We start from the raw sequence: 15,053 nt of genomic DNA, 5'->3' as shown, positions 1-15,053 counted from the left end.
TCCACCGTTCTCCACGTTCTCCGGCACGACCACGACCCGACGGCCGCCACTGAGCGGCCGTCAGTCGTCGTGCGGCTCCTACTCCTCCACGAGGAGCTTCTCCCGCAGCTGCGCCAGGGTCCGGGCGAGCAGCCGGGAGACGTGCATCTGCGAGATGCCCACCTCGGCGGCGATCTGCGACTGCGTCATGTTCCGGAAGAACCGCAGCACCAGGATCTTCTGCTCGCGGGGCGGCAGTTGGGCCAGCAGCGGCTTGAGCGACTCGCGGTACTCGACGCCCTCCAGCGCCTCGTCGGTGGCGCCCAGGGTGTCCGCGACGGCCGGCGACTCGTCGTCGCTGTCCGGCACGTCCAGCGACAGCGTGGAGTACGCGTTGGCGGACTCCAGGCCCTCCAGGACGTCCTCCTCGGAGATCCCCAGGTGCTCGGCCAGCTCGTGCACCGTGGGGGAGCGGCCGTGCCGCTGGGAGAGCTCGCTGGTCGCCGTGGTCAGCGACAGCCGCAGCTCCTGGAGCCGGCGCGGTACCCGGACCGCCCAGCCCTTGTCCCGGAAGTGCCGCTTGATCTCGCCGACGATGGTCGGCGTCGCGTAGGTGGAGAACTCGACCCCGCGCTCGTGGTCGAAGCGGTCCACCGACTTGATCAGCCCGATGGTGGCGACCTGGGTGAGGTCGTCCAGCGGCTCGCCCCGGTTGCGGAACCGCCGGGCCAGGTGCTCGACCAGCGGGATGTGCATGCGCACCAGCTGGTTGCGCAGCTCGACGCGCTCCGGGGAGCCCTCGGGCAGCGCCGAGAGCCGTACGAACAGCGCCCGGGCCGCCTCGCGGTCCGGCGCGCCGCTGCGCTGCGGGCCCTGCGCGGGCACCGCCGCGCGCAGCGCCTCGGCCGCCTCGTCCCCGGCGGCCTCCCCGGCGCCCTCGGCGGCCGGTTCGGTGTCCGGGCCGGCGCCGTCCGGCTCGTCGTCCGGGCGGCCGGTGTCCGGGAGGTCCGCGGCCGACGGCACGGGCGGGGGCGACTGATCGGGCGACGACTGGGGCGTCGGCTCGGTCGGCTGGCTCATCCGGTGGGCGTCCTTCGGGTGCGCTTCGTCGGTGGCGGCGAGGCCGGGAACGCTCGCCTGGGTCGGTACGGCAGGGCCCGCCGTCGCGAGGCCGGTACGGTCCAGATCACTCACGGCCATTCCCCCGTTCCGTTCCGGGAGCACCGGGGCCGTCGGCCCCGGTTCGTCTCGTTGGTCGTACCGCCGGGTGGGGGCGGTACCGGGAGCCGTCCGTCCGGCCCGGTGGTGCCGGGCGGACGGCCCTTGTTCGGTGCTGCTGCCGCGTCGTCGAGTCGTCGCGGCGGATCTAGTGGGCGGCGGGGCCGCCGCGCTTCTTGTGCAGGCTGATCGACACGGTCTTGTCCTCGGCGACCGCCGACTCGACCTCGCCCGCGAGCGCGGAGAGCACCGTCCAGGCGAAGGTGTCCCGCTCGGGCGCCCGGCCGTCGGTGGTGGGTGCCGAGACGATCACCTTCAGGGAGTCGCCGACCAGCCGGAACTCGCAGGAGAGGACCGAGCCGGGGACGGCCTGCTGGAGGAGGATGGCGCAGGCCTCGTCGACCGCGATGCGCAGGTCCTCGATCTCGTCCAGCGTGAAGTCCAGCCGGGCCGCGAGGCCGGCCGTGGCCGTGCGCAGGACCGAGAGGTAGGCCCCGGCCGCGGGCAGCCGGACCTCCACGAAGTCCTGGACTCCGGGCTCGCCGTCGATCTGGGACACCCTCACCTCCTGGGTGACGCGCTGTGCTTCCGGGCCGGTGGCCGCGGCACTGTCTGTTGCTTGGCTCAACTGCTTCGCCCCAACTGTCCAGAGGGGTGGTGCGGTACGTACCGGTCATACCCCTCGGGGGGTCGCCGGACGCCGCCGTCCGCCCGAGACGTTACCGCGTTCCTGCCCCGGTGCGGGAGTCACTCATGGTAAGGCATCGCGACGCAGGGTGGCAGTGGTCTGCACCCGGCCTCCGCACGCCTCCGGCGCGCGCCGTCCGCGCGCCGGTCGTCAGCGGGTTCCGGCCTCGGCGAGGGCGTCCCCGGTGAGGCGGTAGACGGTCCACCCGTCCATCGGCACGGCGCCGAGCGACTTGTAGAAATTGATCGAGGGGGTGTTCCAGTCCAGTACCGACCACTCCACCCGGGAGTAGCCGCGCTCGACGGCGATCCGGGCCAGCTCCAGCAGCAGCGCCTTGCCGTGGCCGCCGCCGCGGGAGGCCGGGCGGACGTAGAGGTCCTCCAGGTAGATCCCGTGGGTGCCGCGCCAGGTCGAGTAGTTGAGGAACCAGAGCGCGAAGCCGACCGGCTCGCCGGTGGTGTCGTCCTCGGCGATCAGGCCGAACAGCGCGGGGGCGGTGCCGAACAGCGCGTCGTGCAGCTGCCGCTCGGTGGCGACCACCTCGTGGAGGGCCTTCTCGTACTCCGCGAGCTCGCGGATCATGGCGTGGATGACGGGGACGTCGGCGGGGAGGGCGGTGCGGATCATGGCTCCGAGCCTACTGGGCCGGTTCGTTCTCGTCCCAGGCCTGGACGGAGGTCTGGTCGACGATCCGCCCGTCGCGCAGCTCGGCGGTGGAGCTGACCAGCACCCGGACCCCGTCGGGGTAGCGGCAGGACTCCAGGAAGGCGAGGCGGTCCGTCTGGACCACCACCTGCTCCAGGGTGTGGCTCATCTCGCGTCCGTAGAGGTCGTCCAGCATCGCCCCGATCTCGTCCCGGCCGTGCATCACCAGCGGGTGACTGGGCTGGGTCTTGCGGTCGACCACGCGCAGTTCGGCGTCGTCCGCGTAGAGCGCCAGCAGGGTCCGGGCGTCGGCGCGCTCGATGCCCTCGCGCAGGGCCCGGACGTCGAAGGCGGACGGTGCGGCCATGGTGGTCATGTTCTCGCTCCTCCGGTCGGTTCCGTCGGCTCGTACTTTGAGCGTACGCCGGTCGGAACCGGCGCAACCGGCCGGCGGACGGGCCGCGCGGCGGCCGGGGCGGCCCCGGCTCAGCGGGCCGGAAGGCCGCGCAGGTACTCCGCCAGGGCGGTGATCGCGGCCGGGTTGCGCGGGCTCTCGACCAGGTCGACGTAGTCGAGGACGAAGATCCGGTCGTTGCGGATCGCGGAGACGCCGGCCAGCGGCGGGAAGGACTTCAGGAACCGCCGCTTCGCCTCGGCGTCCGGGGTGCCGTAGTCGTTGATCACGATCACTTCGGGGTCGCGCCGGACCACGCTCTCCCACCCCACGGTGGTCCAGGAGTCGGCGACGTCGCCCATCACGTTCCGCCCGCCGGCCTTGGCGATGATCTCCTCCGGGGCGGCGAACCGGCCCGAGGTGTAGGGCTTGTCCTCGCCGCTGTCGTACAGGAAGACGCCCGGCCGGTGCGCGGGCTCGGGGACGGCGGCGACCTGCGCCTTGAAGTCGGCGATCAGCTTGTCGGCCCGGTCCCGGACGTCGAAGATGTCGCCCAGGTTGGCGAGGTCGGTGTAGAGCGCGTCCAGCGGGGACATCACCCCGCGCTCCGGACCCTTGCCGCTGCGGCAGGACTCGGTGAGCACGTAGGAGCCGATGCCCAGGCCGGACAGCGTCTGCGGGGTGAAGCCCTTCCCCTCGTCGAAGCCGTAGTGCCAGCCGGCGAAGACCAGGTCGGCCCTGGCGTCCAGGGCGATCTCCTTGGTGATCCGGTCCTTGGAGAGCCACGTGGTCCGCTGGTAGGCGTCCTTCCAGGCGACCTTGTCGACCTCGCCCTTGTCGTCCGGCATCACATAGCCGGCCATCCGGTCCTCCAGGCCGAGCGCGAACATCAGCTCGGTGATGCCGACGTCGTTGGTGACCGTGCGGGCCGGCTTCTCCTTGAAGGTGACCTTGGTGCCGCAGTTGTCGACGGTCACCGGATAGTGGGCGGAGGCGGTGGCGGCGCCGTCACCGCCGGGGGTGATCTCGGCCCCGCAGCCGGTGAGCGCGAGGGCGAGCAGGGCGGCGGCGGCAACGGCCTTGGTGCGCATGGGCGGTCCTCGGGAAGAGCGTTCGGCGGGGGACGGAGGGGGGTTACGGCAGGCGGTCGAGGAGCAGCTGGACGGCGCCGGTGACCGGGTGCCGCACGGGCGTCGCGCGGACCTTGAACACCTCGGCCAGCAGGTCGGGTCCGAGCACCTCGGCGGGCGGCCCGGAGGCCACGATCCGGCCGTCCGCGACCACGTACAGCAGATCGCAGTGCCCGGCGGCCAGGTTGAGGTCGTGCAGCGCGGTGAGCACTGTCGGCCCGGCCTCCCGGACCAGCGCCAGCACCTCCAACTGGTGGGCGATGTCCAGGTGGTTGGTCGGCTCGTCGAGGACCAGCACCTTGGGCTCCTGGACCAGCGCCCGGGCGATCAGCACCCGCTGCTTCTCGCCGCCGGAGAGGCTCAGGAAGCCCCGGGCGGCCAGGTGCGCGGCGCCGACCCGGCGCAGGGCCCCGGCGCAGCGGTCCTCGTCACCGGCCGACGGGCCGGCCAGGGCGCCGCGCCGGTGCGGCAGCCGGCCCATGCCGACCACCTCGGCCACGGTGAAGTCGAACTCGGCGGAGTGCTCCTGGGGCAGCGCCGCCACCCGCCGGGCGGCCTCGCGCGGGGCGAGCGCGTGCAGGTCGTCGCCGCCCAGCAGGACGGCGCCGGCGGCCGGCCGCAGCGCCCGGTAGACGCAGCGCAGCAGGGTGGACTTGCCGCTGCCGTTCGGGCCGATCAGGCCGACCACCTGGCCGGCGGCGGCGGTCAGCGTGATGTCGTGGACCAGCCGGACGCCGGCCAGGTCGACCGAGACCCGGTCGACGGCGAGGTCCAGCGCGGGGACGGAGCCGGCGGGGGCGGCGGCGGGGGCGGTCACCGGCCACCGCCGAAGGAGTAGCCGCGACGGCGCATCAGCAGCAGGAAGCAGGGCACCCCGACGGCCGCGGTGACCACGCCGACCGGCAGTTCGGCGGGCGCCAGCAGGGTGCGGGAGACGATGTCCACCCAGACCAGCAGCAGCGCCCCGGCGAGCGGCGCGACCAGCAGCACCCGGCGGTGGCCGGCACCGACCAGCATCCGCACCAGGTGCGGCACCATCAGCCCGACGAAGCCGATCGCCCCGCTGACCGCGACCACGGTGCCGGTGACGGCCGCGGTGACCACGAACAGCTCGCGGCGCAGCCGGTCCGGGTCCACGCCGAGCGAGGCGGCCGTCTCGTCGCCCATGGCCAGCGCGTCCAGCCGCCCGGCGGCGCAGGCCAGGTACGCCAGACCGGCCAGTACGGTGACGGCGGCGATCGGCACCGAGCCCCAGGTGGCACCGCCGAGGCTGCCGAGCAGCCACATCATGGCGGAGCGGGCGGCCTCGCCGCGGGCGGCGGCGAAGACCATCAGCGCCGTCAGCGCGGAGAAGCCGTAGGACATCGCGGTGCCGGTGAGCACCAGCCGCAGCGGGGTGAGCCCGTGGGCGGTCCTGGCCGTCAGGTAGACCAGCACCATGGCGAGCAGGGCGGCGGCGAAGGCGGAGACCGAGATCGCCCAGACGCCGAGCGAGGCGAAGGCGCCCAGCATCAGCACCGCGTTGGCGCCGACCGAGGCGCCGGAGGAGATGCCGAGCACGAACGGGTCGGCGAGCGCGTTGCGGACCATCGCCTGGACGGCGACCCCGGTGGCGGCCAGTCCGGCGCCGACCACGGCGGCCAGCACGGCGCGCGGCAGCCGGATCTCCCAGACGATCGCGTAGGCGGCGGCCTCGTCGGCCTCCAGCCGACCGCCCGTCAGCCCGGCGCGCAGCAGTCGCAGGACCTGGCCCCAGCCGAGTCCGGAGGAGCCCACGGCGACGGCGCAGACCAGGGAGACGAGCAGCGCCGCGGCGAGGGCGGCGGCCAGCGGTACGGCGGGTGTTCGGCGCGGGCCCGGCGGGGCCGCGGCGGTGGCCGGTGCGGTCGCGGTGCTGCTCACTGGTGCGCGCCTTGCCTCGGGCCGCGGACGGCGCGGGGCGGCGCGCCCGGGCGCGGGTGTGCCGGGGCGCCATCCCCTCGCAGTCCACGGCGAGTTGTCGGGAGGTCGGCGTCCTCGGGCGATCGGGCTCACGGGCACGGGGCACCGTTTACCGTTGCGGGTCAGCGCCGGATTCGCACCGGCTTCCCCCTCTGGACGCCTTGGCAGCATAACAAGCGCACAGGCCAGGCAACCCTTACTGAGCCGACTGTGGTGACGGACACACGCGAGCGCCCCCGTCCGCGCGGGTGCGGACGGGGGCGCTCGACAGGGAAATGAGCGGGGATCAGCCCTGCTTGGTCTCCCAGAAGATCTTGTCGACCTCGGCGATGAGGTCGAGCAGCGCCTGGCCGGTGGCCGGGTCGGTGGACGCCTTGGCGGCCGAGGCGGCCTTCAGGGTGTCGTTGATGAGCTGGTGCAGCTGCGGGTACTTCTCGAAGTGCGGGGCCTTGAAGTAGTCGCTCCACAGCACCGAGATGTGGTGCTTGACGGCCTCGGCGCGCTGCTCCTTGATGATGACGGCGCGGGCGCGGAAGTGCGCGTCCTCGTTGGCCTGGTACTTCTCCTGGGTGGCCTTCACCGACTCGGCCTCGATGCGGGCCTGGGCCGGGTCGTAGACACCGCAGGGCAGGTCACAGTGGGCGTGGGCGGTGGCGCGCGGTGCAAACAGACGAGAGAGCATGGGGAGTCCTTCCTTGGATCGTCTTCCCGGGCCCGAGATTACCCTTCAGCCCCTGCGGTTTCTCGGTCGGGCGGCGGGCCTAGGGCAAAAGGCGGAGCAGGAACCGGTCGATTCCGGACATCGGCGCCGCGCGGCCCGTGCGGCAGACTGGTGTGCGACAGCGGGTCGCGGAGGGACGCGGGCCGGGAGGAGGAGTCGTGGCACGCAGCGCGGAACCGGAGGACGGCCCCCCGGCGGGCGGCGCGCCGTTCGGGCTGATCGACGTGGCGGGGGACTCGATGGTGCCGACCCTGCGGGACGGCGACCAGCTGCTGGTGCGGTACGGCGCGCGGATCCGGCCCGGCGCGGTGGTGGTCTTCCGCCACCCGTTCCAGCAGAACCTGCTGGTCGTCAAACGGGCCGACGGGCGGCGGCCCAAGGGCTGGTGGCTGCTCTCCGACAACCGGCCGGTGGACAGCGACAGCCGCAGCTACGGCGCGGTGCCGGACGAGCTGGTGCTCGGCCGGGTGCTGCTGCGGCTGCGCCCGCGCCCGGCCTGGCTGGCGCCGGGCCGCCGGCTGGAGCGGCTGCTGCTCTCCGGTCCGCTGGCCCGGGTGCCCGGACTGGCCCGCAGGCTCGGCGTCTGGGTCCGCCCGGAGGAGCTCGCGAACCCCTGACCGGTTACCGGTTCTCCGCGCCGCCGGCCGCCGCGGCCGCCTCCAGTCGCTTGCGGGCGCGGTAGGCGGCGACGTTGGCGCGGGTCGCGCAGCGGTCCGAGCAGTACCTGCGGGAGCGGTTGGTGGAGGTGTCCAGGTAGGCGTTGCGGCAGGGCGCGGCCTGGCAGATGCCGAGCCGGTCGGCGCCCAGCTCGGTCAGGTGGACGGCCAGGCCCATGCAGGCGACGGCGCTGAAGTGCGCGGTGGCGGTGGGGGAGTTGTCGGCGAGGTGCAGGTGCCAGCGGGGCCGGCCGGCCTCGTCCAGGTAGTCGTGTCCGGAGACCAGCGGGCTGACCGGGAACTCCATCAGCAGGCTGTTCAGCAGGTCGACGCTGCGGACCTCCTCGCCCTCGGCGGCGGCCTCGAAGACCCCGCGCAGCCGGGTGCGGACGGCCCGCAGCCGGGGCAGGTCGGACTCGTCGGCGAGGTCGCGGGCCCGTGCGGCGTCGGAGAACAGACCGCGTACCGCGTCCACCGAGGTCAGCGAGTCGGTGCCGCGCTCGGGCTCCTCGGTGTTCACCAGCCGGACGGCCAGATCGGCGTACGAGGCGAGCTCCACGGTGGTCCTTCCAAGAGATCGGTAACGGGCTGATTGCTTATAGCCTATTACCCGCGGGGCGAAAGCGGGAAAGCGGCGGCGCCCGGCAGGACCGGCCTGCCGGGCGCCGCGGTGCGGTGCGCTCAGAGCACCTTGGAGAGGAAGGCGCGGGTGCGCTCGTGCTGGGGGTTGGTGAGCACCTCGCGGGGGTTGCCGGACTCGACGACCACGCCGCCGTCCATGAAGACCAGCGCGTCGCCCACCTCGCGGGCGAAGCCCATCTCATGGGTGACGACGATCATGGTCATCCCCTCCTCGGCGAGTCCGCGCATGACGTCGAGCACCTCGCCGACCAGCTCGGGGTCGAGCGCCGAGGTCGGCTCGTCGAACAGCATCAGCTTGGGCTTCATGGCGAGCGCCCGGGCGATGGCCACCCGCTGCTGCTGGCCGCCGGAGAGCTGGGAGGGGTAGTTGCCGGCCTTGCCGGCCAGGCCGACCCGCTCCAGCAGGGCCATGGCGTGTTCCTTCGCCGCGGCCTTGGACTCCCGGCGGACCTGGACCGGCGCCTCCATGACGTTCTCCACCGCGGTCATGTGCGGGAAGAGGTTGAAGCGCTGGAACACCATGCCGATGTCCCGCCGCTTGAGCGCGACCTCGCGGTCCTTGAGCTCGTAGAGCTTGTCGCCCCGCTGCTGGTAGCCGACCAGCTCGCCGTCGACCCAGAGGCGGCCGCCGTTGATCTTCTCCAGGTGGTTGATGCAGCGCAGGAAGGTCGACTTGCCGGACCCGGACGGGCCGACCAGGCAGAACACCTCGCTCTGCTTGACCTCCAGGTCGATGCCCTTGAGCACCTCGACCGGGCCGTAGGACTTGTGGACGGCCTCGGCCTTCACCATGGGGCCGCCCGTGGGGGCGTCGGCGGGGGTCTTGGTCAGGTCGGTCATACGTGGCCACCTCCCTCGAGTCCGGGGACCACGTCGTTCGCCGCCTTCGGGGCGGGCCGGCGGCCGCCGAACAGCAGCCGCAGCCGCTGGAACGGCGTGGGCGGCAGCGTCCGGTTCGCACCACGAGCGTAGTGCCGCTCGATGTAGTACTGCCCCACCGTGAGGATCGAGGTCATGATCAGGTAGTAGATGCTGACCGCGACGAGGACCGGGATGGTCTGGAAGGTCCGCGAGTAGATGTCGTGGCCGGCGGTGAACAGCTCGGACAGCGAGATGACCTGGACCAGCGAGGTGGTCTTCAGCATCGAGATGGTCTCGTTGCCCGTCGGCGGGATGATGACCCGCATCGCCTGGGGGAGCACGATCCGGCGCAGCGTGGCCGCGCGGCTCATGCCCAGGGCGTGGGCGGCCTCGGTCTGCCCCTCGTCGACGGACTGGATGCCGCCGCGGACGATCTCCGCCATGTACGCCGCCTCGTTGAGGCCGAGGCCGAGCAGGGCGGCGGTGAAGGTGGGGATCAGAACGTTGGTCGACTCGGACCAGAACTCGGGTCCGAAGGGGATGCCGATCGACAGCCTCGGCCAGAGGGCGCCCAGGAAGTTCCAGAACACCAGCTGCACCAGGACGGGGGTGCCGCGGAAGACCCAGATGTAGAACCAGGCCGTTCCCGACAGCAGCGGGTTCGGCGAGAGCCGCATGATCGCGAGGAGTACGCCGCCGGCCACGCCCATCAGCATGGACAGCACGGTCAGCTCCAGCGTCACGACGATGCCGCGGAGGATCTGCTCGTTCTGCAGCGTGTCCGTGACGACGTCCCACTGGAACGCGGGGTTGAAGATCAGGGCGTGGAGCAGCATTGCCGCGAGGACGGCGATGACGGCTGCTCCGGCCCAGCGTCCGGGGTGGCGTACCGGGACGGCCTTGATGGGCTCGGGCCGTCGCGATTTCACCGCCCCCTGCTCGGAAGAATTCACCTTGGGGCCTCAGGGGGTGTGGTGGTGCGAGGGGTCAGCTCTTGGCGGCGTTGATCTCGGACTTCTCGATCGCGCCGGCCTCGACGCCCCACTTCGCCAGGATCTGCTTGTAGGTGCCGTCGGCGATCAGCGACTGGACGGCGCCCTGGACGGCCTGGGCCAGCGGCGAGCCCTTGTCGACGATGACGCCGTAGGGCGCGCTGTCGTAGGTCTCGCCGAGCTTCTCCAGCTGGCCGTTGGTCTGCTTGATCGCGTAGTCGACGACCGGGGAGTCGGCCATCATCACCTGGTCGCGGCCGGAGACCAGCGCGGTGGTCACGTCGGTCTGCAGGGTGAACTTGTCGCCGTCGTTCGGGATGGCCGGCTTGCCGGCCTTGGAGCACTCGGGGTTGCGGACGTCGGTGACCTCCTGGGCCTGGGTGGTGCCGGTCTGCACGGCGACCTTCTTGCCGCAGAGGTCCTTCGGGTCGATCTTGTCCGGGTTGCCCTTCTTCACCGCGACGGCGCTGCCGGCGGTGAAGTAGGTGACCATGTCGACGGTCTGCTCGCGCTCCTTGGTGTCGGTGAAGGAGCTCATGCCGAGCTGGTACTTCTTCGCCGTGATGCCCGGGATGATCGAGGTGAAGTCGGCGTTCTGCACGTCGGCGGTCAGGCCGAGCTTCTTGGCGATCGCGCCGGCGAGGTCGACGTCGAGGCCGACGATGTTGCCCTTGTCGTCCTTGAACTCGTTGGGCGCGTAGGAGGCGTCGGCGGCGACGATGAGCTTGCCCGAGCTCTTGACGTCGGCCGGGACCAGCCCGGCCAGCGCCGGGTCCGCGCTCACGGCCGCGACGCTGGCGCTCGGATTGGCGCCCGCGGCACCGCTGTTGGAGGAGGACTTGCTGCTGCCGCAGGCGGTCAGCACGAGCGACGCGGACGCGAGCACCGCCGCGGTGGCGAGGAGACGGGTGCGCTGGGTACGGGCGATCATGGGGGATCTCCTCCTGAGGGAGAGGTCGGGCGGAGCGCGCCGCGGGGGAGCGGCACACCGGGGCAGCAAAGGCCGTACGGCGCTGTACGGGTGGGGCAGGGAGAACTGCGCGCAAGGGTGGTACGGGTACTGCTCTCCCACCGTCCGCCGAGGTGGGTGTTGACCGGGCCGCCTCGACCAGGGGCCGGCTCGATCCGAGATGGGGGGAATCCTGCCATCTGATGACGGTCAGGTGGTCCTGATTCAGATCAAAATCGGATAACGAGGGGGTGTGCTGTCCGCTATTCGGACGAATACCGTGTCCCTGTCACCCTGCGTATACCTATGCAGATCGCCCTGCTGCCCGCCCTGCCTGGCTGCCCCGCCCGCCCGGTCTCCGGTGCCCGGTCTCAGATGCCGCCGTTGACCACCGCGTTCTGGGCCGCACCCGCGCTGACGTTCCACTTGGCGAGGATCTTGTCGTACTCGCCGCTGCGGATCAGCTGGTCGACCGCCTTGGCCAGCACGTCGCGCAGCTCGGAGTCCTCCTTGCGCAGCGCGATCCCGTACGGGTTGGACCGGGACTGCGAGCCGACCACCTCGAAGCGGTTGCCGCCGTCGGTGTTCTTCGCCGCGTGGGCGGCCACCGGGAAGTCGTTCATGCCCGCCTGCGCGGTACCGGCGGCGACCTCGGCCAGCGCCTTGGCGTCGGTGTCGAACGTGTGCACGGTGAGCGGCTTGCCGGCCCGGGCGCAGACGGTGACCTGGCGGGCGACGATCTCGTCCTGGGTGGTGCCGGACTGCACCGCGACGGTCTTGCCGCAGAGGTCGTCCAGGGTGCGGATGCCCTTCGGGTTGCCCTTGGCCACCACCATCGAGGTGCCCGCGATGAAGTAGTCGACGAAGTCCACCGGGTGGCCGGCCGGCTTGCCGGCGTCGTCCACGCCCTCCCGGCGCGGGCGGATGTCGCTGAGCGCGGACATCACCACGTCGTACTGCTTGTTGTGGAGATCCGGCAGAAGCTTGTCGAAGGGAGTGTCGACGTATTCGATCCGCAGGTCCAGGATCCGGCCGAGTGCGGCGGCGATGTCCGGATCCAGACCGTCCGGCTTGCCGTCGGCGCCCCGGAACTCGACCGGCGGGTAGTTGACGTCCATGCCGATCCGCAGCACCTTGGACGTCTGCTGGGCCTTCGGGAGCTTCGCCCGGATCTCGTGGACCGGGTCCTTGGCGGCCGCTCCGCCCCCGCCGCAGCCGCTCAGCAGCAGGGCTCCGGCGGTGGTGAGGGCGAGCGCGGCGGCGGCCGGCCGGCGGGACTGCGCACGGTGGTGCATCGGTTGACTCCTGTGGGAGGGAGGGGGCGGCGCCGCGGAGTCGCGGAGGTGTACGCGAGATGGCGGAAGAACGGATCCTCCCATCCCGCTCTGCCCCGCCCGTGGCCGGGTGTGTCAGAATTCGTTACCGGGTGACCCCCGACGCTCGAACCAGACCGCCGGGCCGCAACAGGCTCGGGGTGCGCAGGAACGGAAGTCCTGGACGACGACTCCGTATCCGAGGCACCGGCCTCCCCTCCGCGTCTGCGTTCACTCCTGCGGGTGCGCGTGCTCGTTTCGCCATTGCCGCAGCCGGGGCCCGGTTCTCATGGCGCCTGGAGCTCCCAGGTGGCTGTGAGGCGTATGACAACCATGTGACTTGGACGAAAAGGCATGGGTGCGATGCCCTCGTCCGACCTACGCTCGGCCCGGAAGCACAGCGCAGAACAAACGCAGACAAATCCATAAACCCTCATCCGAGGGCGCTCGTCCGACGGCGGCGCCCCGACCCAGTCCTCCCCGGGGACGCTTCGGCGTTCCCGGGTTCCGGTTACCGGCCACTCGTCGCCGGATGCCGGTACCGGCCGGGTCGTCCGCTCCGTCGGCCGGGTGTCCTCGCTCGATCAATGACGAAGAGGTCATCGTGGCAGCGGAGATCATCCACAGCACTACCCAGGACACCGACGATCCGGTCGACGCCGTGTTCGCGCTCCACCGCGGCGGCAAGATGGAGGTCCGGGCGACCGTCCCGGTACGCGACGCGGACGACCTGTCCCTCGCCTACACCCCCGGTGTCGCCCGCGTCTGCACGGCCATCGCCGAGCAGCCCGAGCTCGTGAACGACTACACCTGGAAGTCCAACACGGTGGCCGTGGTCACCGACGGCACCGCCGTGCTGGGCCTGGGCGACATCGGCCCGGAGGCCTCGCTGCCCGTCATGGAGGGCAAGGCGATCCTGTTCAAGCAGTTCGGCGGCGTGGACGCGGTGCCGATCGCGCTGGCCTGCACTGAGGTGGACGAGATCGTCGAGACCGTGGTCCGGCTGGCCCCGTCCTTCGGCGGCGTCAACCTGGAGGACATCTCCGCCCCGCGCTGCTTCGAGATCGAGCGCCGGCTCCAGGAGGCCCTGGACATCCCGATCTTCCACGACGACCAGCACGGCACCGCCATCGTCACCACCGCCGCGCTCTGGAACGCGGCCAAGGTGACCGGCCGGGAGATCGGCTCGCTGCGGGCCGTCATCTCCGGCGCCGGCGCGGCCGGCATCGCCATCGCCAAGATGCTGCTGGCCGCCGGCATCGGCGATGTGGCCGTCTGCGACCGCAAGGGCGTGGTGCACCAGGGCCGCGAGGACCTCACCGACGTCAAGGCGGAGATCGCCGGGCTGACCAACCGCACCGGCCGCAAGGGCACCCTGGCCGACGCGCTGGCCGGCGCCGACGTCTTCATCGGCGTCTCCGGCGGCACCGTGCCGGAGGAGGCCGTCGCGACCATGGCCGAGGGCGCGTTCATCTTCGCCATGGCCAACCCGAACCCGGAGATCCACCCCGAGGTCGCGCACAAGTACGCGGCCGTGGTGGCCACCGGTCGCAGCGACTTCCCGAACCAGATCAACAACGTGCTGGCCTTCCCGGGCATCTTCGCGGGCGCGCTGCAGGTCCGGGCCACCCGGATCACCGAGGGCATGAAGCTGGCCGCCGCCAAGGCGCTGGCCGGCGTGGTGGCCGACGAGCTGACGCCGCAGAAGGTCATCCCCTCGCCGTTCGACGAGCGGGTCGCGCCGGCCGTCAGCAAGGCCGTCGCCGAGGCCGCCCGCGCCGAGGGCGTCGCGCGGCGGTAGTCGTCCGCCGGGAGAGACCAGGGCATCCCATCCGGCCCCGGGACACGCGTCACAGTCACGCGTTGTTCCGGGGCCGGGGGCGTTCTGGCTATCGTCCGGGGCATGTTTGCTGCCTACGCCGCACGAATCGACGCCGACGACCCGCTGAGCGGGCTGGAGTTGGGCGAACGCCCCGAACCGCAGGCCCGCCCCGGGTGGAGCGTGGTCACCGTCAGGGCCGCCAGTCTGAACCACCACGACCTCTGGTCGCTGCGCGGGGTCGGCCTGCCCGTAGGGAAGCTGCCGATGATCCTCGGCTGCGACGCCGCCGGCGTCGACGAGCACGGCGACGAGGTCGTCCTGCACTCCGTGATCGGCCAGAGCGGGCACGGGGTCGGACCGGACGAGCCGCGTTCCATCCTGACCGAGCGCTACCAGGGCACCTTCGCCCAGCGGGTGGCCGTCCCCACCTGGAACCTGCTGCCCAAGCCCGCCGGGCTCTCCTTCGAGGAGGCCGCCTGCCTGCCCACCGCGTGGCTGACGGCCTACCGGATGCTGTTCACCAACGCCGGGGTGAAGCCCGGCGACACCGTGCTGGTGCAGGGCGCCGGCGGCGGGGTGTCCACCGCGCTGGTGGTCCTCGGCAAGGCGGCGGGCCTGCGGGTCTGGGTCACCGGCCGGGACGAGGCCAAGCGGGCCCGGGCGGCGGAGCTGGGCGCCGACGCGGTCTTCCCGAGCGGGGCCCGGCTGCCCGAGCGGGTGGACGCGGTGATGGAGACGGTCGGCGCGGCCACCTGGTCGCACTCGGTGAAGTCGCTGCGCCCGGGCGGCACGATCGTCATCTCCGGTGCCACCTCCGGCCCCAACCCGCCGGCCGCCGAGCTGAACCGGATCTTCTTCCTGGAGCTGAAGGTGGTCGGCTCGACCATGGGCACCAAGGAGGAGCTGGCCGGGCTGCTCTCGTTCTGCGCCACCACCGGCGTCCGGCCGGTGATCGACTCGGTGCTGCCGCTGACCGCGGCGCCGGAGGCGTTCGCCCGGATGGCCAAGGGTGATGTCTTCGGCAAGCTGGTGCTGACGCCCTGACGCCCTGACGCCCTGACGCCCTGACGAGCGCCCGGTGGGCGCCCTGACGCGCCGGCGC

General features: G+C 72.1%; 16 protein-coding genes and 1 riboswitch. Of the genes, 3 read left to right on the top strand and 13 right to left on the bottom strand.

All coding sequences use genetic code 11. The features are described from left to right. Window positions 1-78: 78 nt before the first annotated feature. The 8 genes from ABTX81_RS25740 to sodN form a co-directional block, all read right to left on the bottom strand. Window positions 79-1,173 carry an RNA polymerase sigma factor SigF gene (locus ABTX81_RS25740; RefSeq protein WP_350549762.1) on the bottom strand — a complete coding sequence of 365 codons (1,095 nt, stop codon included), beginning with the start codon at window positions 1,171-1,173 and terminating at the stop codon, window positions 79-81. A gap of 172 nt (window positions 1,174-1,345) precedes the next feature. Next, window positions 1,346-1,756 carry an ATP-binding protein gene (locus ABTX81_RS25735; RefSeq protein ID WP_350549759.1) on the bottom strand — a complete coding sequence of 137 codons (411 nt, stop codon included), beginning with the start codon at window positions 1,754-1,756 and terminating at the stop codon, window positions 1,346-1,348. Window positions 1,757-2,035: 279 nt separating this feature from the next. Next, a complete protein-coding gene (locus ABTX81_RS25730; protein ID WP_350549756.1) occupies window positions 2,036-2,512 on the bottom strand; it encodes a GNAT family N-acetyltransferase in 477 nt (158 codons plus the stop codon). A 10-nt stretch (window positions 2,513-2,522) separates the two neighbouring features. Continuing rightward, the gene (locus tag ABTX81_RS25725) at window positions 2,523-2,906 is read right to left on the bottom strand and encodes a nuclear transport factor 2 family protein (protein ID WP_350549754.1); all 384 of its coding nucleotides are present in this window, start codon (window positions 2,904-2,906) and stop codon (window positions 2,523-2,525) included. A 110-nt stretch (window positions 2,907-3,016) separates the two neighbouring features. Further along, window positions 3,017-4,015 (bottom strand): ABC transporter substrate-binding protein, encoded by a 999-nt coding sequence (locus tag ABTX81_RS25720; RefSeq protein ID WP_350549751.1) that lies wholly within the window; start codon window positions 4,013-4,015, stop codon window positions 3,017-3,019. Between the two features lie 43 nt (window positions 4,016-4,058). Beyond that, window positions 4,059-4,829, bottom strand: a complete 771-nt coding sequence (locus ABTX81_RS25715; RefSeq protein WP_350549906.1) for an ABC transporter ATP-binding protein — start codon at window positions 4,827-4,829, stop codon at window positions 4,059-4,061. A 38-nt stretch (window positions 4,830-4,867) separates the two neighbouring features. Further along, on the bottom strand, window positions 4,868-5,956 hold the full coding sequence (locus ABTX81_RS25710) for a FecCD family ABC transporter permease (RefSeq protein WP_502892854.1): 1,089 nt from the start codon (window positions 5,954-5,956) through the stop codon (window positions 4,868-4,870). A 96-nt stretch (window positions 5,957-6,052) separates the two neighbouring features. Then, a riboswitch (cobalamin riboswitch) is annotated at window positions 6,053-6,190 on the bottom strand. A 91-nt stretch (window positions 6,191-6,281) separates the two neighbouring features. Then, window positions 6,282-6,677 (bottom strand): superoxide dismutase, Ni, encoded by a 396-nt coding sequence (sodN, locus tag ABTX81_RS25705; RefSeq protein ID WP_350549748.1) that lies wholly within the window; start codon window positions 6,675-6,677, stop codon window positions 6,282-6,284. Window positions 6,678-6,874: 197 nt separating this feature from the next. Here sodN and sodX point away from each other — a divergent pair, with 197 nt between their 5' ends. Continuing rightward, window positions 6,875-7,333 (top strand): nickel-type superoxide dismutase maturation protease, encoded by a 459-nt coding sequence (sodX, locus tag ABTX81_RS25700; RefSeq protein WP_350549745.1) that lies wholly within the window; start codon window positions 6,875-6,877, stop codon window positions 7,331-7,333. 4 nt (window positions 7,334-7,337) lie between these two features. Here sodX and ABTX81_RS25695 read toward each other — a convergent pair whose 3' ends face one another. The 5 genes from ABTX81_RS25695 to ABTX81_RS25675 all read right to left on the bottom strand — a co-directional run bounded on the left by ABTX81_RS25695 (window position 7,338) and on the right by ABTX81_RS25675 (window position 12,111). Further along, window positions 7,338-7,931, bottom strand: a complete 594-nt coding sequence (locus tag ABTX81_RS25695; RefSeq protein ID WP_350549742.1) for a CGNR zinc finger domain-containing protein — start codon at window positions 7,929-7,931, stop codon at window positions 7,338-7,340. Window positions 7,932-8,053: 122 nt separating this feature from the next. Further along, window positions 8,054-8,854, bottom strand: coding sequence for an amino acid ABC transporter ATP-binding protein (locus ABTX81_RS25690; protein ID WP_350549740.1), 801 nt, complete (start codon window positions 8,852-8,854; stop codon window positions 8,054-8,056). Then, window positions 8,851-9,804 carry an amino acid ABC transporter permease gene (locus ABTX81_RS25685; RefSeq protein WP_350549737.1) on the bottom strand — a complete coding sequence of 318 codons (954 nt, stop codon included), beginning with the start codon at window positions 9,802-9,804 and terminating at the stop codon, window positions 8,851-8,853. Before ABTX81_RS25685 ends, ABTX81_RS25690 begins: the two co-directional genes overlap by 4 nt. 58 nt (window positions 9,805-9,862) lie before the next feature. Continuing rightward, entirely contained in the window at window positions 9,863-10,798 is a 936-nt protein-coding gene (locus ABTX81_RS25680) for an ABC transporter substrate-binding protein (RefSeq protein WP_350549734.1), read from the bottom strand. A gap of 389 nt (window positions 10,799-11,187) precedes the next feature. Further along, window positions 11,188-12,111, bottom strand: a complete 924-nt coding sequence (locus ABTX81_RS25675) for an ABC transporter substrate-binding protein (RefSeq protein WP_350549731.1) — start codon at window positions 12,109-12,111, stop codon at window positions 11,188-11,190. 622 nt (window positions 12,112-12,733) lie between these two features. On the opposite strand from ABTX81_RS25675, the gene ABTX81_RS25670 reads away from it, so the two are divergent. Beyond that, window positions 12,734-13,930 (top strand): NAD(P)-dependent malic enzyme, encoded by a 1,197-nt coding sequence (locus ABTX81_RS25670; RefSeq protein ID WP_350549728.1) that lies wholly within the window; start codon window positions 12,734-12,736, stop codon window positions 13,928-13,930. 102 nt (window positions 13,931-14,032) lie between these two features. Next, the gene (locus tag ABTX81_RS25665) at window positions 14,033-14,995 is read left to right on the top strand and encodes a zinc-binding dehydrogenase (protein ID WP_350549725.1); all 963 of its coding nucleotides are present in this window, start codon (window positions 14,033-14,035) and stop codon (window positions 14,993-14,995) included. Window positions 14,996-15,053 lie beyond the last annotated feature (58 nt).

Source organism: Kitasatospora sp. NPDC097605 (assembly GCF_040302725.1).
GTDB lineage: Bacteria > Actinomycetota > Actinomycetes > Streptomycetales > Streptomycetaceae > Kitasatospora.
This window is presented reverse-complemented; position numbering and strand designations above follow the sequence as displayed.

Excerpts from the sequence above, each read along its gene's own strand:
- ABTX81_RS25665 (WP_350549725.1), top strand. The coding sequence starts at position 14,033 with ATGTTTGCTGCCTACGCCGCACGAATCGACGCCGACGACCCGCTGAGC.
- ABTX81_RS25730 (WP_350549756.1), bottom strand. The coding sequence starts at position 2,512 with ATGATCCGCACCGCCCTCCCCGCCGACGTCCCCGTCATCCACGCCATG.
- sodN (WP_350549748.1), bottom strand. The coding sequence starts at position 6,677 with ATGCTCTCTCGTCTGTTTGCACCGCGCGCCACCGCCCACGCCCACTGT.
- ABTX81_RS25675 (WP_350549731.1), bottom strand. The coding sequence starts at position 12,111 with ATGCACCACCGTGCGCAGTCCCGCCGGCCGGCCGCCGCCGCGCTCGCC.
- ABTX81_RS25725 (WP_350549754.1), bottom strand. The coding sequence starts at position 2,906 with ATGACCACCATGGCCGCACCGTCCGCCTTCGACGTCCGGGCCCTGCGC.
- ABTX81_RS25690 (WP_350549740.1), bottom strand. The coding sequence starts at position 8,854 with ATGACCGACCTGACCAAGACCCCCGCCGACGCCCCCACGGGCGGCCCC.
- ABTX81_RS25680 (WP_350549734.1), bottom strand. The coding sequence starts at position 10,798 with ATGATCGCCCGTACCCAGCGCACCCGTCTCCTCGCCACCGCGGCGGTG.
- ABTX81_RS25720 (WP_350549751.1), bottom strand. The coding sequence starts at position 4,015 with ATGCGCACCAAGGCCGTTGCCGCCGCCGCCCTGCTCGCCCTCGCGCTC.